The organism is Flavobacterium sp. LM4 (assembly GCF_002017935.1).
GTDB classification, from domain to species: domain Bacteria; phylum Bacteroidota; class Bacteroidia; order Flavobacteriales; family Flavobacteriaceae; genus Flavobacterium; species Flavobacterium chungangense.
Genome location: NZ_MUFW01000001.1, coordinates 1,999,632 through 2,018,706 on the forward strand (window position 1 = coordinate 1,999,632; position 19,075 = coordinate 2,018,706).

Here is a 19,075-nt window from a genome sequence, read left to right on the forward strand (position 1 = left end):
ATAAATATCATCATATGAAAAACTTATTTTTCGCAAGTTTAATCTTGTTTGCATTCAGCTCAATTGCAAATGCACAGCAATTAAAATCACCGGAAGGGAAGTTCGTAATGGAATTTTCTCTTCAAAATGACGGAACTCCAGCTTACAATTTGAAATACAAAAACAAGGAGGTAGTAAAAACCAGTAAATTAGGGCTTGAACTTAAAAACGATACCAAATCGTTACTGAATGATTTTACGGTTGTGGATACTAAAACCAGCACTTTTGATGAAACCTGGAAACCGGTTTGGGGAGAAGTTGACAACATCAGAAATCATTATAACGAACTGGCGGTAACTTTAAATCAAAAAAGTACTGACAGACAAATCATAATCCGTTTCCGTTTGTTTAATGACGGACTTGGATTTAGATATGAATTCCCAGCTCAAAAAAACCTGACTTATTTTATTATTAAGGAAGAAAGAACTCAGTTTTCAATGGCGGGAGACCACACGGCTTTCTGGATTCCGGGAGATTATGATACTCAGGAATACGATTATACCAAATCAAAATTATCAGAGATCAGAGGTTTGTCCGAAAAAGCCTATACGGCAAACGTTTCGCAGAAAAACTTTTCACCAACAGGAGTTCAGACTTCTTTGATGTTAAAAACAAATGACGGGATTTATATCAATCTGCACGAAGCAGCTTTGATCAACTATTCTTGTATGCACCTGAATTTAGACGATAAAAACATGATTTTTGAATCATGGTTAACACCGGATGCAAAAGGTGATAAAGGGTATTTGCAGGCACCAAGCCACTCACCTTGGAGAACGATTATGGTAAGCGATGACGCGAGAGAAATCTTAGCTTCAAAAATGACTTTAAACTTAAACGATCCATCAAAAATTGATGATACTTCATGGATTAAACCTGTAAAATATGTGGGTGTCTGGTGGGAAATGATTACAGGAAAAAGCTCATGGTCCTACACAAACGATTTTCCAACGGTTCAATTAGGCGTTTCTGATTTCTCAAAAGCTAAACCAAACGGAACACACGGAGCAAATAATGCTAACGTAAAAAAATACATTGACTTTGCGGCACAGCAAGGCTTTGACGCTGTTTTAGTCGAAGGCTGGAACGAAGGCTGGGAAGACTGGTTCGGACATTCTAAAGATTATGTTTTTGATTTCCTGACGCCTTACCCTGATTTTGATGTGAAAGGTCTGCATGAATATGCCAAATCTAAAGGCGTAAAAATCATTATGCACCACGAAACTTCAGGTTCTGTTCGTAACTACGAACGCCACATGGACGCAGCTTACAAATTCATGAACGATAACGGATACAATGCTGTAAAAAGCGGTTACGTAGGTGATATTTTGCCTCGCGGTGAAAACCACTACAGCCAATGGATTGTAAATCACTACCAATATGCAGTCGAAAAAGCGGCTGAGTATAAAATTATGGTCAACGCTCACGAAGCAATCCGTCCAACAGGAATCTGCAGAACATATCCAAACTTAATTGGAAACGAAGCGGCAAGAGGAACAGAATATCAGGCTTTTGGAGGTTCAAAACCAAATCATGTAACGGTTTTACCATTTACAAGATTAATCGGAGGACCAATGGATTATACGCCTGGAATCTTCGAAATGGATATCAGTAAAATGAATCCCGGAAATACCTCTCACGTAAACAGCACATTGGCAAACCAATTGGCTTTATACGTTACGATGTACAGTCCGTTGCAAATGGCGGCTGATACTCCGGAGAATTACAACCGTTTTCCGGATGCTTTTCAATTCATAAAAGATGTAGCGGTAGACTGGTCAGAAAGCAAATATATCGAGGCTGAGCCGGGCGATTTTGTTACTGTTGCCCGTAAAGCCAAAGGAACAAACAACTGGTTCGTTGGAAACGTAAACGGAGAAACGCCGCGTACTTCAAACATCGATTTCAGTTTCCTTGAAAAAGGTAAAAAATACACCGCAACCATTTATGCTGATGCAAAAGAGGCGCATTACAAAACAAATCCGCAGGCTTATACCATCAAGAAAATTGCTGTAACCAGTAAATCAAAATTATCGCAGTTATCTGCTCCGGGTGGAGGTTATGCGATCAGTATTATTGAAGCTAAATAATTCTTTCAAAGGCAAGTAATTTCCCCCAGAATTGCTTGTCTTTTTTTTATAATTTCATTTAAAAATTCTATGCTATGAAATATCCGTCAATAATCATTTTCACAAGCTTATTACTTTTAGGTTGCAACAAAAAAGAAAAAGCATTTGATTCATTAGAATATTCTTATGCAGATACATTTAGTGAACTCTTTTCTCTTAGATTCACAGATAGTGATACTGTTTATGTATATCAAGAATGGATTGGACGAAACATTGACGATAGCACTTCTGTTATAAAAGAAAAAACTCAATATTATGGAATTTTAAATCCGCATGAAAAATCAGACTTATTCAATTACATTGAGAAAATTAATTTATTTAAATACAAATCAGAATATCATGAAAGCTATTTAGATGGAGATGCTTACGCCATAGCAATCAAAAAGGATAAAAATAGCAAAATGATAGTTGTTCATAGCTATAATGTACCGAAAGAAATCGATTCTATTTCGAGATGGATTTATAAGATAAAAAAACAGCTTATTTTAAAAGAAATCAATAAACAGGTGAATTATAAAACTTCAGACTCCATTTTCCCTCCGCCTCCTCCGCCACCTCCAATAGAAAATACCAATAATTAATTACGTTCATTAATTTAAAATTCAAATTATGAATATCCAAAAAACATATTTTAATACAAATCATATATTCTACAAATTAATCCTATTGATCCTGCTGTTTCCCGCTTCCGCGAAAGCGCAAATACAAAAAACAGAACCGCCTTTCTGGTACGCCGGAATGAAAAATCCGGAACTGCAGATTATGTTCTACGGAAAAAACATTTCGCAGTATGAAACTTCGGTATCAAATAATGTTGCGATTAAAAATGTTGAACAAACTGAAAACCCAAATTATCTTTTTGTAACCATAGATACAAAAGATGTAAAAGCTTCAGAATTAATTTTTTCCTTTAAATTGAAAAACAAAGTAGCTTTTACCCAAAAATATTCCCTTAAAGAAAGAAGAGCCAATTCAGCAGACCGAAAAAGTTATGACTCGTCAGACCTGATTTACCTGATTATGCCGGATCGTTTTGCTAACGGAAATCCAAAAAACGACAGCAATGCTTCTTTAGCAGAAAAAGGAAATCGTGCTTTGCCGGGCGGACGTCACGGTGGAGATATCGAAGGAATCATCAAGAATCTGGATTATATTTCTTCTCTTGGCGCAACGACTATTTGGAGCACGCCTTTATGCGAAGATAACGACAAGGAATATTCATACCATACTTACGCACAGTCTGATGTTTACAAAATAGATCCGCGTTACGGAACAAATGACGATTACGCTCGTTTGTCTGCAGAAATGCATAAAAGAGACATGAAATTAGTTATGGATTATGTAACCAATCACTGGGGAATAACCCATTGGATGATCAAAGATTTACCAACAAAATCATGGATAAACCAATTTGAAAATTACACACAAACCAATCACAGACGAGAAGTAATTCCGGATACGCATGCTTCAAAAATCGATCAGGAAATTTGTATTGATGGCTGGTTTGTACCTTCAATGCCGGATTTGAATCTTAGAAACCCTTTAGTAGCAAAATACCTGACTCAAAACGCAATATGGTGGATTGAATTTGCTGATCTTGACGGATTCAGAGTAGATACTTATAATTATTCTGACCCGGCGGCAATGGCAAACTGGGCAAAATCGGTTACGAATGAATATCCAAATTTTAATATTGTGGGTGAAATCTGGATGCACAATCAGGCGAGTCTGGCGTATTGGCAGAAAGACAGCAAAATTGGAGCGATAAAGAACTACAACTCGAATTTGCCAAGTGTAATGGACTTTACGCTTCAAAGTCAGATTGGTTCTGTTTTCAATGACGACACGCCTACCTGGGACGGAGGCCTGATTAAATTCTACAATAATTTTGCGATGGATTATTTATATCCAAACACAAACAATCTGCTAGTTTTTGCCGAAAATCATGACACAGATCGTATGAATCACACTTTTAAGTATGATTTAGCGAAATACAAACTCGCCATGACTTTAGTGGCTACTGTTCGCGGGATTCCACAGATTTATTACGGTTCCGAAATTGGAATGGGCGGTGATAAAGCTAAAGGTGGGGATGCCGATATTCGTCAGGATTTCCCGGGTGGCTGGGCTGGTGACAAAAACAACGCTTTTACGGCAGCAGGAAGAACGGCTGAACAGGCTGCTTATTTTGATTTCAGTTCGAAATTATTTAACTGGAGAAAAACAAATGAAGCGGTTCATTCCGGAAAAATGACACATTATATTCCGGAAAACAATACGTATGTTTATTTCAGATATACCGATGCTAAAACGGTAATGGTGGTTTTCAATAATAATGTAAAAGAACAGGTTGTAAAAACCAATCGTTTTAAAGAAAACATTAAAAACTATACATCAGGAAAAGATGTTCTTACCGGCAAAACATTTGATTTAGTTTCTGAAATTATGCTGGAACCAAAATCAGCCGTAGTTTTAGAATTGGAATAAAAAATTATTTTAAACACATAGAAACATAGTTTTCTAATTCAATAAAGGCGTTTCACTTGTTTTAAAAAACATAGTTTTAGTGCTTAAAACTATGTGTAAATGATGAATCATTTATTTGGATCTTTTTAGACAAAAAAATCTATGATTCTATGTGTTTAAAAATTATATAGCCATGGACTCACAAATTTATTATGTCAAAAATAATTCGTGAATTCGTGGCTATTATTTTTCCTCTGCAACTTTGTACCTTTGCAACTCTGAACCTATAAAAATGAATATTCTAAAAATAGCTCACAGAGGTGCCAAAGCATACGAACCCGAAAATACGCTTCAGGCTTTTCAAAAAGCTTTAGACTTACATTCAGACGGAATTGAACTAGACGTTCACCTCAGCGCTGACGGACATATCATCGTCATGCACGATGAAACCATCGATAAAATGACCAACGGAAAAGGTGATATTAATACATACACTTTAGCCGAGTTAAAGTCATTTTTGGTTGTCGAAAAGCATGAAATCCCAACTTTAGAGGAAGTTTTTGATTTAGTTGACAAAAAATGTTTCATCAATGTCGAGTTAAAAAATGCTGATACTTCAAAACAAGTTGTTTCTTTAATTGAAGAATACATCAATGAAAAAGGCTGGAACTACGAACATTTTATCATTTCAAGTTTTGACTGGAATGCTTTAAAAGAAGTTCAGAACCTAAATCCAAATATTCCGATTGGTGTTTTAACAGAGGAAGATCTTGATATAGCTTTGGCTTTCGCCGAAACCATAAAAGCAAAAGCCATTCATCCTGATTTTCAGTTACTCAATAAAGAAAAAGTCCTGCAAATTCAGGAAAAAGGATTTCTGGTTTTCCCCTGGACAGTAAACTCCGAAGAAGATATTCAAAAAGTAAAAAGCTATCACGTAAACGGAATAATCTCTGATTTTCCAGATAAAATATGATCAAAAATTTCGACATCATCATCGTTGGCGGAGGCGCTGCAGGATTTTTTACCGCAATAAATATTGCTGAGAAAAACCCAAAACTTAAAATCGCCATTTTAGAAAGAGGAAAAGAAGTGCTTTCCAAAGTTCGTGTTTCCGGTGGTGGAAGGTGCAACGTAACACATGCTTGTTTTGAACCGAATGAACTGGTCAAATTTTATCCAAGAGGCGAAAAAGAACTTCGCGGCCCGTTTCATCAATTCTGTTCAGGAGATACAATCGAATGGTTCGAAAAACACGGTGTTGAATTAAAAATCGAAGAAGACGGAAGAATGTTTCCGGTTTCTAATTCCTCGCAAACGATAATTGATTGTTTTCTAAAAGCAACTGAAAAATTAGGTATAAAAGTGTTGACAGGGCAAAGCGTTCAGTCGATTTTCAAAAAAGAAAATCATTGGAAAATCGATACACAATCTGATAATTTTGCAACAGAAAAATTAGTAATGGCAACCGGGAGCAATCCAAAAATATGGGAAATGCTTCAGGGACACGGGCATGCTGTTGTAAGTCCGGTTCCTTCGTTGTTTACTTTCAATATCAAAGATTCCCGAATTAAAGAATTGCCTGGTGTCGCGGCTCAGGTTACCGTAAATGTAAAAGATACCAAACTCGAATCGACAGGACCGTTATTAATTACACATTGGGGAATGAGCGGTCCTGCGATCCTGAAACTTTCTGCCTGGGGGGCGCGTACTTTATTTGATAAAAATTACCAATTCACAATTTTTGTCAATTGGTTAAACGATGTTGAATACGGAGATGCCGAAAAAATCCTGAAAGATTTAAAGCAGGAACACGCAAAAAAAGCAGTTTCTAAAAAATCCCCATTTGACTTTCCAAACCGTTTATGGGAGAGTTTAGTTTTGGCATCAGGAATTGAAACCGAAACGAAATGGGCAGATTTATCTAAAAACCAATTACAAAACCTAACATTACAATTAACCCAATGCGAATTTAAAGTCAACGGAAAAAGCACTTTTAAGGAGGAATTTGTAACGGCTGGCGGAATCGATTTAAAAGAAATCAATTTCAAAACAATGCAAAGCAAGATTCACGAAAACCTTTATTTTGCTGGTGAAATTGTAAACATTGATGCCATAACCGGAGGATTTAATTTTCAGAATGCCTGGACGAGCGGGTTTATTCTGGCACAAAATATTTAATGCAACATGAAATTTAAAGGAATTATTTTTGATTTAGACGGCACATTAGTCAATTCATTAGAAGACATTTCAGATGCGATGAATTCAGTACTTACGAGTCTGAATTATCCAACACATACTTACGATACGTATCAATATTTTATCGGCAGCGGTTTACGAAATTTAGTCAGCAAAGCATTGCCTGCATCAAACAATTCAGACGATCAGATCGAAATTTGTTTTGCAAGTATGGTTAACGAATATCGTGAAATTTGTACGTTGAAAACAAAACCATATGAAGGTATTGTCGAATTACTGAATAATTTGGCTTTGCAAAATATTAAAATGGCGGTTTTCTCCAACAAAGCCGATGAATTGACCAAGAAAATAGCTTCTGAAATATTCCCAAATCACTTTGATGCTGCAGTTGGTTTAAGTACAGAAGCGCTTAAAAAACCAAATCCGTTTGAAGCGGTCGAAATCAGCAAAAAATGGAACTTAAAACCCGAAGAAATCCTTTTTGTAGGCGATTCCGATATCGATATGCAGACAGCAGTAAACGCAAATATGTTTCCTGTTGGCGTTACCTGGGGTTACAGAACTCAGGAAGAATTGAAAAACAGCGGTGCAAAATTGGTTATAAATTCGGCTTCAGAATTGATTGATATTTTATAAAACATTTGATTTAATATTCACTCCATTTCGATATCCTAATGTAATTATTAACAAGAATTTACACAATTCATAAGTTTTTATTAAGACGATTCTAATAATTTTACTCTCAGCTAATTAATCTGTATGAGAGTAAAATTACTTACCACAATTTCTTTTTTTACCTATCAGTTATCTGTTTCACAAACTGAAAAATTGCTTCATGGTAAAGTAGTTGCTCAGGATCTTCCGCTTAAAAATATAGAAGTAATCAACAAAACTGCTAAAATCAGCACCAGAACAAATGAATCGGGCGAATTTTCAATTGCTGTAAAGATAAAAGACAGTCTGCTTTTCTTCTCAAAAGATTTTTTATTTACAAGATTAAAAGTCTCAGCAGAAAACATTCAGTCCAATGATTTTACAGTCAATATGATTGCCAAACCGGAAGAGCTGAAAGAAGTTGTCGTTTTGAATAAGGAATCAAAAACAGTCTGGCTGACTAAAGAAGAAATAGAACAGATTAAGCTAAACTCTCACAAATCAAAAGAAGGATTAAAAATTGCTGGTTATAAAGAAGCAGTTATGCCCCTCGGAACAGATTTTATTTACCTTGGAAAACAAATTCGGAATTTATTCAAAAAAGAAGAAACTCCTAAAAAGGAAAGCCCAAAAATTGGTTTAAACCAGCTTGTAAAAAGCACATTGCCTCTTGATTTTTTGACAAAAGAGCTGAAATTAAAGCCCGAAGAAACAGCGCTTTTTATTGAATTCTGCGATGCCGATCCAAAATCTAAAACCCTATTAGAAAATCCGAATATTTTGGCTACAATGGATTTTTTGTATACTAAAAACGAAGAGTTTAAGAAGTTGAGGTAGATTTTTTAAGTTTTTTCCATTTTAAGAAAAATACACCCAGACAAACCATTAATAGAATAGAAAAAATAATGACACAGATTAAGGCTAAAGTTAAGTTCTCATTCTTTTTCGATAATCGCCAATTTAAAATATTGTTCTTACGTGTTAGTTCAACTACAACCTCATCGATTTGCTTTCCCTGTTGAGAACAATAGTTAGAGATCTGTTTTAAACACAAAATAAGTCTTTTGTTAACTAATTCATTTTCAAATCCATATTGTTTTGAAAGCAAATATATTTCGGAAGCGTCTTTATAATTATACTCGCTCATTACATTTGTAATATTTCCCAATTCAAACAATAAAACTGAAATAATTTGATCTTTCGGTTTTATAAATGAAACCCTTTCGTTTAACTGAAAGTACAAAGCATGTTTCAATTTATCCAATTCTTCGTAGGAAAGCTTGGTTTTTGGAGCAACTTCCGAATCAAAACTTGTATTGATAAAAAATTGTCCTGACGGATTTTGCAGTTTTTGAATCTTGGCTTCTAAAATTTTAAGGTGAAGCCATTCAGATCTTTCGTGAGATTCCGGATTTAATTGAATTGATTTTTTAATCCACTCATAAGCCTTTTGATTTTCTCCCATTAACTCATAAAGAGTTCCAAGATTAGAAGCTGTTGAATATCTGTTTGGTTTTATTTTTTCAATTTCTAAATATAATTTTAAGGCTTCCTGATATTTCCCCTGAATAATTAAAACATAGCCCTTATCAGACAAATAATCTATGTCTTTTGTTTTTTCATATCCTTTTTCAAGATCCCAAATTAAAGCCGGAAAATCTTTAATTTTAAATTGATGACCATAAGGGATATATTGATACGTACGGTCACGGTAAATTTCAACTTTATTCTTTAATATTTTTAGTTCCCAATTTAAACATGCAAACGTTTTGAATGAAACTAAAACCAAAACAATCAGAAAAACTTTCAATCTATTCATAAAAGTGAGATTAACCTGAAACAAAATAAACATGAAACCTGAAACAAAAGTTACTTATTCAACCACCAAATGCTCGCATTCAAAATCGCTGCAAAGCCAACCCAGGCCAAATACGGGATTAATAAATACCCAGCCGTTTTATTGATTTTAGTAAATTTTAAATACGTTTCATAAATCATCAGCCATAAAAGAACGATTTCTATTAAAGCCAGCATCGGATTTTTTAATCCGAAGAATAAGTAGGACCAGACAGCATTAAGCGTTAACTGGATAATGAAAAACCCTAAAGCTTTTTTTACTTCTTCATTTTGCTCTTTTATTTTATCCCAGACCAATCCTGCGGCAATGGCCATAAAAACATAAAGTAAGGTCCAGACCGGCATGAAAATCCAGTTGGGCGGATTAAAAATTGGTTTTTCAATTGTAGGATACCACCCTACTACACTCGGTCTTGTTACCAGACTTGCAGAATATCCTACTGCTAAACAAACTACTAACGCTATTGCTATTTTTACGAACTTATTCATTGTATCAATTTTGAATCAAAAATAGTCAAAAAGAAAAATTTCAAACCATATAAGTTATATAAGTTCATTTTAGTAAAAGCTGCTTATATTTCTTATATAACTTATATGGTGAAAAAGTTATCTTTGTCAAAATTTTATAATTCATGTTTACACCAGCTGATTTTATTCCTAAAACATATTCTTCAACAATTGAAAACGGAAACTTTCAATGGAGCGCTCCAAGCAATATTGCATTGGTGAAATACTGGGGAAAAAAAGACAACCAGATTCCGGCGAATCCATCGGTAAGTTTTACATTGAATAATTGCAAAACGATTACGAAACTTGCTTTTGAAAAGAAAGAGAGTCAGGATGCTTTTTCATTTGATTTATTATTTGAAGGAAAAGCAAAAGAAGATTTTAATCCAAAAATCAGAAAGTTTTTAGAGCGAATTGAACTATATCTGCCTTTTTTGAAAGAGTATCATTTTACGATTGATACACATAATACCTTTCCGCACAGCTCGGGAATTGCTTCTTCTGCATCCGGAATGGCGGCTTTGGCAATGAATTTTATGAGTTTAGAAAAAAAGCTCAACCCGGAAATGACAGACGATTATTTTTATCAGAAAGCATCATTTTTAGCCCGTTTAGGTTCAGGAAGTGCATGCCGAAGCGTGAAAGGAAACGTTGTCGTTTGGGGCGAACAGGCAAATATAGAAGGAAGCTCTGATTTATTCGGAGTTGAATTTCCGCATGTAATTCACGAAAATTTCCATAATTATCAGGATACCATTTTATTGGTTGATAAAGGAGAAAAACAGGTTTCGAGCACGGTTGGACATGATTTAATGCACAATCATCCGTATGCCTACAGCCGTTTTGCGCAGGCACACGAGAATCTTGATAAATTAATCGCTATTTTCGAAAGTGGAAATGTAGAAGATTTTATCAAAGTTATAGAAAGTGAAGCTCTGACTTTACACGCCATGATGATGACTTCGATGCCTTATTTTATCCTCATGAAGCCAAACACATTACAAATTATTAACGCCATCTGGAAATTCAGAGCCGAAACAAAAACTCCGGTTTGTTTTACCCTTGATGCCGGTGCAAACGTGCATGTGCTTTATCCTGAAAATGTAAAAGAAAAAGTATTACAATTTATTAAGAACGAATTAGTTGGCTTTTGTCAAAATGGTCAGTACATTTGCGACGAAATTGGTGATGGCGCAATTGCATTATAATTTTGCGTATCTTTAGTTAAATTTTTGATTATGGACATTCAATTAGAAAAACTTGAACTGATAAAGTTGTTAGTAGATACAGAAGATCCGACTATATTAAAATCTATTCGAAAAATTTTCAAAAAAGAACAGAAAGATTGGTGGGATGACTTGACTGATGAGCAAAAAGAGGATCTTGAACTAAGCATGCAGGAATTTGAAAGAGGAGAAGTTGTGGGTTATGAATCAATTTTAAAAAGACACGGTTTAGGTTGAGAAATATCGAATTTGCTCTAAGAGCCGAAAGATCTTTCGAAAAAATTTTGAGCTACATCGAAACAAAATGGTCAACAAAAAGAAAAATTGATTTTCTGAAAAAATTTGATAAATCAATTTCAGCAATTCTTTTACATCCGGAAAGTTTTCCTTACAGTGAAAAAAACAAAATGATTAGAAAATGTGTTCTAACAAGACAGACTACTTTTTATTATGTTTTTAGTTCAAAACAAATAACTATTATCAACTTTTTCGACACCAGACAAGACCCAAATCAAATAAAGTAAAGACATAAAATAAACATATGAAAGGACCATTATTTTACTCAAAAATATTACTCTTTGGAGAATACGGAATCATTCGCGACTCTAAAGGACTTTCTATTCCTTATAATTTTTACAATGGAGCACTAAAGAAAGATGAAAACCCTTCTGCAGAAGCCATTGCCTCAAATGCAAGTTTAAAACGCTATACCATTTATCTGGAAAACTTACAAACAGAACAGCCTGATTTGGTTGCTTTTGATTTGACCGCTTTAAAAAGCGATGTTGAAACCGGAATGTATTTTGATTCCAGTATTCCGCAAGGATATGGAGTGGGCAGCAGCGGTGCTTTGGTTGCAGCTATTTATGATAAATATGCTACACATAAAATTACGGTTCTTGAGAATCTGACCCGTGAAAAATTATTGCAGTTAAAAAATATATTTGCTCAAATGGAGAGTTTTTTCCACGGAAAAAGTTCCGGACTGGATCCGTTAAACAGTTATTTGAGCATTCCGATTTTAATTAATTCTAAAGATAATATCGAAGCAACCGGTATTCCGACGCAGAGTTTTGACGGAAAAGGAGCAGTGTTTTTATTAGATTCAGGAATTGTGGGGGAAACGGCTCCAATGGTCAATATCTTCATGGAAAACCTGAAAGACAAAGGTTTCCGTGCGATGTTAAAAAACCAATTCGTAAAATATACTGATGCCTGTGTAGAAAACTTTTTGCACGGGGATATGAAATCGTTGTTTACCAATACTAAAAAGCTCTCTAAAGTCGTTTTAAACAATTTTAAGCCTATGATTCCGGAGCAATTTCACGGAATCTGGCAACACGGGATTGATACCAATGATTATTATTTAAAACTTTGCGGTTCTGGCGGTGGCGGTTACATTTTAGGTTTTACCGAAGATTTAGAGCGTGCTAAAGTTTCATTAAAAGAGTATAAGTTAGAAGTTGTTTATCAATTTTAAATTTATACTTTTCCAAACTTTAATTCCGTATGATGTTAAGCAGACAGCACAAACTTTTAGTAATGAAAATTGTCAGTCTGTTCTCTGTAGTAAGAGGTTACAATATTCCTATTATCATTTTAGCACAATATTTATCAGCTATTTTTATACTCGCACCTGAAAAAAGAGCACTTGATATTTTATTGGATTCTTATTTGTTTCTCATTGTATTTGCTTCGGCAGTTACAATTGCTTCGGGGTATATTATCAATAATTTTTACGACAGTCAGAAAGACTTAATCAACAGACCCAACAAATCCATGCTGGATCGTCTGGTAAGTCAAAAAACAAAACTTTCGGTTTATTTCTCTCTGAATTTTATGGCTGTTTTGATGGCTTTTATTGTTTCATGGCGTGCTTCTTTATTTTTTTCGTGCTATATTTTCCTCATTTGGTTTTACTCTCATAAAATAAAAAAATATGCTATTATCGGAAACCTAACAGCTGCCTTTCTGGCTGTTTTGCCTTTTTTTGCCATTTTGTTATATTTTTATAACCAAATTTCATTTGAAGAAATAGAAAACCACAGGAGCCATTTTACCATTATTTCATCTCACGCCATATTTCTTTTTTTATTATTACTGATTAGGGAAATGATAAAAGATCTTGAAAATTTAAAAGGTGATCTGGCCAATAATTACCAAACTATTCCAATACTTTATAATGAAGCTATTTCGAAAAAAGTTATTACGGTTTTAACCTTTCTAACGATACTTCCGGTTTACGTATTAATCAATGTTTATGACGTAGGCTACATGGATATTTATTTCTATGTATGTTTTATAACATTACTTTTTTTTCTGCTTTATTTATGGAAATCAAATTCCAAAGAGCAATACTTATTACTTCATAATGTGCTTAAGTTTTTGATTGTTTCGGGCGTTTTTTGCATTGTTTTGATTAACCCGAGTGTGTTGTGGCACGGAAAGCAGCTGATTTCGAATTTTTAGGGTTTATTTCGCAGAGATTCACATAGAATTCCGCAGACACACAGAGATTTATTAAAGAAACTTTGCGAAACTTGATCTTAACCTTTGTTAATCTCTGTGAGACATCCTTTATAATGATTAAAAATGCCAATTGTGAGCTCCTGACTCATCAAAACTGTATTGCTATCAATCTAACAACATTGAACTTAAGATTTATTAGCAGGAAAAAACTATCTTTGCACAAATTACAGAATTTATGAACAACAAGGAAGGGAATAATAAAAGAGGCGGATCGAGACCAAACAGCTCAAAATCAAACTCCGGCAAGCCAAAACCTCCTATGGCAAAGCGTGCTCAAGGGCCGAAGAAAGTGAACCCTGCTGTTAAGGCAGCCGAAGAAGAGAAAGCACAAAAAATTAAAAAACAAAATCAGGCTCCAAAAAGACAAAAAGCTTCTGACGAAATACGTTTGAATAAATATATTTCGAATTCAGGTGTTTGTTCGCGTCGTGATGCAGATATATACATTCAGTCAGGAAACGTTAAAGTAAATGGCGTTCCGGTTACTGAAATGGGTTATTTAGTAAAATTAAATGATGTGGTAAACTTTGACGGAGTGGTTTTAACTCCTGAAAAGAAAGAATATATCTTGTTGAACAAACCTAAAAACTTTACGACTGCTCTTGACGAAGGTCAGGAATATCGTAACGTTCTTGAATTAGTTCGTGGTTCTACAACGGCAAAAATTGCTGCGATTGGCAGAATGGACAAAAATACTACGGGATTGTTATTGTTTACGAATGATACAGACATGATTCGTAAGTTTACCTTACCGAGTCAGAAATCGTCTAAAATTTATCAGGTTTCATTAGATAAAAACCTGAAATTTGAGGATTTAGAGAAAATAAGCAAAGGTTTGGTTCTTGATGGACACCGGGTATTTGTTGAAGAAATCAGTTATATTGATAACGAACCAAAAAGTGAAGTTGGTCTTAAACTGCGTTCATCGAATGTAAAAGTGGTACGTGCTATTTTTGAAAACTTTGATTATGATGTCTTGCGTATTGATCGTGTGTCTTTTGCAGGTTTGACTAAAAAGAATCTGCCAAGAGGAAACTGGCGTTTTTTGACAGATCAGGAAATCATCAATTTGAAAAATGTTTAAGAAAAACGATTCAATATTATTTAAAAAACCTATTTTGCTTCAGTAAAATAGGTTTTTTATTTTCTTGTGTGTCTATAAAGTTGCCTTTTGTTTTTCTACAAAATTATGCGATTGCAGCTCTAACAATTCGGTTGCATTTTTTCGCTGTAGATTGTACAGGTTCCTATCTTCGGCAATATCAGCATATACTTTGTTGTGCATTTCCGCACTTGTTTTAATCAGTAACTCACGCTGGTATTTATTTTGTTCCAAAGTGGCTTTCATGGCAGTTTCAGCTTCTTCCTGTTTAATATCGAATTCGCCTTTTGGAGCCAGCAATTTGGCAATTATAGGAGAAGTTTCGATTGCTAAAAATAATAGCATAATAAAAAATGACGGTAGCCACGGTAATTTGTTCAATGCATTGATTCTCGCCATTAATCCATCAAAACCTTCAATGATTGGCTGTGTCTGTGAAACTTTTTTGTCTAAATCGGCCTGAAGCTGTTTGCCTGTTTTTTCTTTTTCGGCAATTTTGGCTTCGTTAGTGGCTTTTAAAGTTTCGAATTCCTTTAAAGCAGCATCGTGTTTTTCTCTCTTTTCTTTATAAACCGGGCCTTTTCCTAATCTTTTAGTTCCTGTAGTCCCTTCGGCTTCTGTAATGTAAGTTGAGTATAAAGCATTTACTTCTTTCTCTTTTTGCAGAATATCATCTTTTAGAGCAGCAATTTCAGCCTTATTTTTATCCAAATCCGATTGAAAATAAGTTCCTATTTGCTTTTTATTCGCAAGTTCCATTTCGTTTTTTTCCTTTAATAAAACGGTATTGATTTCTTTTTCGAAAATTTTGATTTCGAGTGGTTTCGAAATTACAATAGCAATAATAATTGCCAGTATAATTCTGGGAGTCGCCTGTAGAAATTCATCCATTAGACGATCTCTTTTTTTAATAGTAGAAACGATAAAACGATCCAGGTTGAAAATAAGTAAACTCCATACAAACCCAAAAATCAGAGCCGGATAAATAGAGTCAAAAACGGTAAAAAGTGCATAAGCACTGGCCAGAAAAGCCATTACTGCAGTAAAAAAAACGGTGGCGCCAATACCAACATATTTGGTTTGTTCGCCTTCTGAACAGCTTTCGAGAAGCTTTCTGTCGGCTCCTGAACACAGGATAAAAAATTGTTTTAACATGATTGATGATTTTTGATTGATAAGGCAAATTTAACGCCAAAAATTCAATTGCAACGAAAATCGTTGATTTGTTTTTACTTGTAAATCAATTATTTGGTGTTTTATAATTGTTTTAAGTCCATAGTAATTAGTTTTTTGTTTATCGAATAAGAAATAAAATTCATTTAGCTATCTAAATTTCGGTCTTTATAAAAACTACAATGTTATTCGTGAATAACTCACACATTAAACTAATCACTAATTACTCAATGGATATGCTATTTCAATGTTACATAAACATTACTATTTTTTGTTTTGAAACACTCAATCATAACATTATATTAATTTTTTTTAACAGCTTTAATAACATTCAGGTTTTAGTTTCGCAACCGAAAATTAAACCAAACACACAATGAAAAATTTTTATGTGGCAGCAATGCTGTTTTTATTAACGCTGACGAGTTATGCTCAAAAAGCAATAATATCAGGAAAGGTATTAGATGCTGATGACAAACTTCCTTTACCGGGAGCGATGATTCAGATTGTTGGGGAGAACAAATACACTGTCTCTGACTACAATGGCCGTTTTGAATTGCTTAATATTAATATTGGAACGTATCAGGTAACTGTAAAATATATTGGATATACTGCCATTACTCAGGAAATCACAGTAGAACAGGGTAAAAACAACGTGATCGATTTTGCGCTTAAAACTACAGGAACAGAATTGAATGAGGTTGTAGTGGGAGATATTTTAAAAGGTCAGGCAAAAGCCCTGAACCAGCAAAAAAATAACAAGAATATCGGAAACGTAATTTCATCAGATCAGGTAGGCCGTTTCCCGGATGCCAATGTGGGTGATGCTTTAAAACGTGTTCCGGGTATCACGATGCAAAATGATCAGGGTGAAGCACGTAACATTATTATTAGAGGTTTAGCTCCGTCTTTGAACTCTGTAACGTTAAATGGTGACCGAATCCCATCTGCAGAAGGGGACAACAGAAACGTTCAGATGGATTTGATTCCTTCTGATATGATTTCGACTATCGAAGTAAATAAAACACTTACATCAGACATGGATGCTGATGCTATTGGAGGTTCTGTAAATTTAGTTACCAGAGCAACTCCAAATGGTGAGAGAATTTCTGCAACACTTGCCGGAGGTTATCTTCCAATTCGTGAAAATGCTTCTTATACAGCAGGATTAGTGTATGGTAACAGATTTGCCAACAATAAATTAGGAGTAGTTGTTAGTGGCTCGTACAATAATGTTGATTACGGTTCTGATAACATCGAAAACGAATGGGTAAAAGACGATTTCGGAAACCAGTATTTGCAGGCTTCAGAAATTAGAAAATATGACGTACAGCGTATCCGTAGAAGTGGGTCGATTGCTTTAGACTATAAATTTGATGAGAACAACTCTATTTTCGCCAATGCAATTTACAATTGGAGAGACGACAGGGAAAACCGTTTCAGAACTACTTATGATGATATTGAGCCGCTTTATAATGGCGAAGAAATTATTGGTTTTGAAGGTCGTGTAAAACGCCAGACAAAAGGTGGAGCAGATAATAATCGCAACAAAAACAGAAGATTAGAAGATCAGCGAGTTCAGAATTATTCGATTCGTGGAGAGCATTTAATCAGTTCAAAATTAGATTTAGACTGGTCGGCCAACTATGCAAAAGCAAGAGAGTATCGTCCTGAAGAGCGTTACATCGAATACCGTCAGAAAGGTTTAGAGATGTTCCAGGATTTATCTGATCCGAGATTTCCTTTACTGACATCTGTTGGTGAATCTACAGATGAATTTAAATTTAATTCAGTTTCAGAAAACACAGATGAGACAAGCGAAAGCGAATTTGGTGCAAAAGTGAATATCCGTTTTCCATTTTCTGTGATTGCGGGCGAAAAAGGAAGACTAAGAACAGGGCTTAGATTACGTTTAAAAGAAAAAGAAAGAAATAATAATTTCTACGCTTACGAGCCAATCAATGACGGAATGGAATTATTATCTGAAGTTCCAACCAGCTATTTTGATGGAAAAAACTTTAATCCGGGAAGTAAATATGTACCGGGAACTTTTGCTTCGGCTAATTTCTTAGGAAGTTTAGACCTTAACAACGCCAGTTTATTTGATAAAGAAGCAGATGCGGCTGAGTATTTGGCTGTAAACTATAACGCTAAAGAAAGAATTACTGCTGCTTATGTAAGATGGGATCAGGATTTTAATGATAAACTTTCAATGGTTTTAGGTTTCCGTGTTGAAAACACACACATCGATTATACAGGAAACCGCGTTTTAGATGAAGAAGAATTAGAAAGTCAAATCAATACGACAAACTCTTATACTAATTTATTGCCAAGTCTTTCATTTCAATACAATGCTACAAAAGATTTAGTTTTAAGAGCTGCTGCAACTACGGCATTAGCAAGACCAAACTATTATGCATTGGCGCCTTATGTAAACAATATTGCGGCAGATAAAGAAATTACGGCTGGTAATCCGGATCTTGATGTAACGTATTCATACAATTATGATTTCATGGTTGAGAATTATTTCAAATCGGTTGGATTAATTTCAGGAGGTGTTTTCTACAAAAAATTAAATGATTTCATTTACAATTACAGCGATAATCAATATACAGATGCAAAATTTGCTGCAGATTTCCCTACTCAGGTAAATCCAATTCCTGCGGGTGAAAACTGGTCATTTTTACAATCCAGAAACGGAGATCAGGTTGATGTGTATGGTTTTGAAGTAGCGCTTCAGCGTCAGTTAGATTTCCTGCCTGGTAAATTCTTAAAAGGTTTTGGTATTTATTTAAACTATACATACACTAAATCCAAAGCAAAAGGAATTGCTGACGAAGACGGAAATGAAAGAAACAACATCAGTCTTCCTGGAACTGCTCCGCACATGTTTAACGGATCATTATCATGGGAAAACAAACGTTTCTCTGCAAGAATTTCTACTAACTTCACATCCGATTATTTAGATGAATTAGGTTCAGAAGCATACAACGACAGTTTCTATGACAAACAATTTTTCTTAGATGCGAATGCTTCTTATAAAATTACACCTAAACTTCGCTTTTTTGCAGAAGCCAACAACTTAACAAATCAGCCGTTGCGGTACTATCAGGGAATTGAATCGAATACAAAACAAGCTGAATACTATCAGGCCCGTTACAATTTCGGATTGAAATTAGACTTGTAAAACCTGTTTT

The 19,075-nt window shown here is 34.7% G+C and carries 17 protein-coding genes; 14 read left to right on the forward strand and 3 right to left on the reverse strand.

Annotated elements, in window-relative coordinates; genetic code table 11:
• Positions 1–14: 14 nt before the first annotated feature.
• The 7 genes from BXU10_RS08930 (at position 15) to BXU10_RS08960 (ending at position 8,324) form a co-directional block, all read left to right on the forward strand.
• A complete protein-coding gene (locus tag BXU10_RS08930; RefSeq protein ID WP_078227034.1) occupies positions 15–2,129 on the forward strand; it encodes a glycoside hydrolase family 97 protein in 2,115 nt (704 codons plus the stop codon).
• Between the two features lie 74 nt (positions 2,130–2,203).
• Positions 2,204–2,749 carry a hypothetical protein gene (locus BXU10_RS08935; RefSeq protein WP_078227035.1) on the forward strand — a complete coding sequence of 182 codons (546 nt, stop codon included), beginning with the start codon at positions 2,204–2,206 and terminating at the stop codon, positions 2,747–2,749.
• A 28-nt stretch (positions 2,750–2,777) separates the two neighbouring features.
• A complete protein-coding gene (locus BXU10_RS08940) occupies positions 2,778–4,655 on the forward strand; it encodes a glycoside hydrolase family 13 protein (RefSeq protein WP_078227036.1) in 1,878 nt (625 codons plus the stop codon).
• 271 nt (positions 4,656–4,926) lie between these two features.
• The gene (locus tag BXU10_RS08945) at positions 4,927–5,610 is read left to right on the forward strand and encodes a glycerophosphodiester phosphodiesterase family protein (protein ID WP_078227037.1); all 684 of its coding nucleotides are present in this window, start codon (positions 4,927–4,929) and stop codon (positions 5,608–5,610) included.
• Positions 5,607–6,815: an NAD(P)/FAD-dependent oxidoreductase gene (locus tag BXU10_RS08950; RefSeq protein ID WP_078227038.1), complete on the forward strand. Its 1,209-nt coding sequence runs from the start codon at positions 5,607–5,609 to the stop codon at positions 6,813–6,815. Before BXU10_RS08945 ends, BXU10_RS08950 begins: the two co-directional genes overlap by 4 nt.
• 6 nt (positions 6,816–6,821) lie before the next feature.
• A complete protein-coding gene (locus BXU10_RS08955; RefSeq protein ID WP_078227039.1) occupies positions 6,822–7,469 on the forward strand; it encodes an HAD family hydrolase in 648 nt (215 codons plus the stop codon).
• A 123-nt stretch (positions 7,470–7,592) separates the two neighbouring features.
• Positions 7,593–8,324, forward strand: coding sequence for a hypothetical protein (locus tag BXU10_RS08960; RefSeq protein ID WP_078227040.1), 732 nt, complete (start codon positions 7,593–7,595; stop codon positions 8,322–8,324).
• Here the strand turns inward: BXU10_RS08960 and BXU10_RS08965 are convergent.
• Positions 8,308–9,306, reverse strand: coding sequence for a tetratricopeptide repeat protein (locus BXU10_RS08965; protein WP_078227041.1), 999 nt, complete (start codon positions 9,304–9,306; stop codon positions 8,308–8,310). The two genes, BXU10_RS08960 and BXU10_RS08965, sit on opposite strands and share 17 nt — an antisense overlap.
• Positions 9,307–9,356: 50 nt before the next feature.
• The gene (locus BXU10_RS08970; protein ID WP_078227042.1) at positions 9,357–9,833 is read right to left on the reverse strand and encodes a TspO/MBR family protein; all 477 of its coding nucleotides are present in this window, start codon (positions 9,831–9,833) and stop codon (positions 9,357–9,359) included.
• Between the two features lie 143 nt (positions 9,834–9,976).
• On the opposite strand from BXU10_RS08970, the gene BXU10_RS08975 reads away from it, so the two are divergent.
• The 6 genes from BXU10_RS08975 (at position 9,977) to BXU10_RS09000 (ending at position 14,690) form a co-directional block, all read left to right on the forward strand.
• Positions 9,977–11,059, forward strand: coding sequence for a diphosphomevalonate/mevalonate 3,5-bisphosphate decarboxylase family protein (locus BXU10_RS08975; RefSeq protein ID WP_078227043.1), 1,083 nt, complete (start codon positions 9,977–9,979; stop codon positions 11,057–11,059).
• A 30-nt stretch (positions 11,060–11,089) separates the two neighbouring features.
• The gene (locus BXU10_RS08980) at positions 11,090–11,314 is read left to right on the forward strand and encodes a hypothetical protein (protein ID WP_078227044.1); all 225 of its coding nucleotides are present in this window, start codon (positions 11,090–11,092) and stop codon (positions 11,312–11,314) included.
• The gene (locus BXU10_RS08985; protein WP_078227045.1) at positions 11,311–11,601 is read left to right on the forward strand and encodes a type II toxin-antitoxin system RelE/ParE family toxin; all 291 of its coding nucleotides are present in this window, start codon (positions 11,311–11,313) and stop codon (positions 11,599–11,601) included. Before BXU10_RS08980 ends, BXU10_RS08985 begins: the two co-directional genes overlap by 4 nt.
• A gap of 17 nt (positions 11,602–11,618) precedes the next feature.
• Complete coding sequence (locus BXU10_RS08990) at positions 11,619–12,557, forward strand: mevalonate kinase (protein WP_078227046.1); 939 nt, start codon at positions 11,619–11,621, stop codon at positions 12,555–12,557.
• Between the two features lie 32 nt (positions 12,558–12,589).
• The gene (locus BXU10_RS08995; protein WP_078227047.1) at positions 12,590–13,546 is read left to right on the forward strand and encodes a geranylgeranylglycerol-phosphate geranylgeranyltransferase; all 957 of its coding nucleotides are present in this window, start codon (positions 12,590–12,592) and stop codon (positions 13,544–13,546) included.
• A 235-nt stretch (positions 13,547–13,781) separates the two neighbouring features.
• Entirely contained in the window at positions 13,782–14,690 is a 909-nt protein-coding gene (locus BXU10_RS09000) for a pseudouridine synthase (protein WP_078227048.1), read from the forward strand.
• Positions 14,691–14,762: 72 nt separating this feature from the next.
• Here BXU10_RS09000 and BXU10_RS09005 read toward each other — a convergent pair whose 3' ends face one another.
• Positions 14,763–15,863 (reverse strand): DUF4407 domain-containing protein, encoded by a 1,101-nt coding sequence (locus BXU10_RS09005; RefSeq protein WP_078227049.1) that lies wholly within the window; start codon positions 15,861–15,863, stop codon positions 14,763–14,765.
• A 391-nt stretch (positions 15,864–16,254) separates the two neighbouring features.
• Between BXU10_RS09005 and BXU10_RS09010 the strand changes: the two genes are divergently transcribed.
• A complete protein-coding gene (locus tag BXU10_RS09010) occupies positions 16,255–19,065 on the forward strand; it encodes a TonB-dependent receptor (protein WP_078227050.1) in 2,811 nt (936 codons plus the stop codon).
• Positions 19,066–19,075: the final 10 nt, after the last annotated feature.

What these genes read in the sequence shown, in the direction of transcription:
- BXU10_RS08930 (WP_078227034.1), top strand. Translation starts at nt 15, where the DNA reads ATGAAAAACTTATTTTTCGCAAGTTTAATCTTGTTTGCATTCAGCTCA.
- BXU10_RS08990 (WP_078227046.1), top strand. Translation starts at nt 11,619, where the DNA reads ATGAAAGGACCATTATTTTACTCAAAAATATTACTCTTTGGAGAATAC.
- BXU10_RS09010 (WP_078227050.1), top strand. Translation starts at nt 16,255, where the DNA reads ATGAAAAATTTTTATGTGGCAGCAATGCTGTTTTTATTAACGCTGACG.
- BXU10_RS08970 (WP_078227042.1), bottom strand. Translation starts at nt 9,833, where the DNA reads ATGAATAAGTTCGTAAAAATAGCAATAGCGTTAGTAGTTTGTTTAGCA.
- BXU10_RS09000 (WP_078227048.1), top strand. Translation starts at nt 13,782, where the DNA reads ATGAACAACAAGGAAGGGAATAATAAAAGAGGCGGATCGAGACCAAAC.
- BXU10_RS08935 (WP_078227035.1), top strand. Translation starts at nt 2,204, where the DNA reads ATGAAATATCCGTCAATAATCATTTTCACAAGCTTATTACTTTTAGGT.
- BXU10_RS08975 (WP_078227043.1), top strand. Translation starts at nt 9,977, where the DNA reads ATGTTTACACCAGCTGATTTTATTCCTAAAACATATTCTTCAACAATT.
- BXU10_RS08945 (WP_078227037.1), top strand. Translation starts at nt 4,927, where the DNA reads ATGAATATTCTAAAAATAGCTCACAGAGGTGCCAAAGCATACGAACCC.
- BXU10_RS08995 (WP_078227047.1), top strand. Translation starts at nt 12,590, where the DNA reads ATGTTAAGCAGACAGCACAAACTTTTAGTAATGAAAATTGTCAGTCTG.
- BXU10_RS08980 (WP_078227044.1), top strand. Translation starts at nt 11,090, where the DNA reads ATGGACATTCAATTAGAAAAACTTGAACTGATAAAGTTGTTAGTAGAT.
- BXU10_RS08940 (WP_078227036.1), top strand. Translation starts at nt 2,778, where the DNA reads ATGAATATCCAAAAAACATATTTTAATACAAATCATATATTCTACAAA.
- BXU10_RS08950 (WP_078227038.1), top strand. Translation starts at nt 5,607, where the DNA reads ATGATCAAAAATTTCGACATCATCATCGTTGGCGGAGGCGCTGCAGGA.
- BXU10_RS08960 (WP_078227040.1), top strand. Translation starts at nt 7,593, where the DNA reads ATGAGAGTAAAATTACTTACCACAATTTCTTTTTTTACCTATCAGTTA.
- BXU10_RS08965 (WP_078227041.1), bottom strand. Translation starts at nt 9,306, where the DNA reads ATGAATAGATTGAAAGTTTTTCTGATTGTTTTGGTTTTAGTTTCATTC.
- BXU10_RS08955 (WP_078227039.1), top strand. Translation starts at nt 6,822, where the DNA reads ATGAAATTTAAAGGAATTATTTTTGATTTAGACGGCACATTAGTCAAT.
- BXU10_RS09005 (WP_078227049.1), bottom strand. Translation starts at nt 15,863, where the DNA reads ATGTTAAAACAATTTTTTATCCTGTGTTCAGGAGCCGACAGAAAGCTT.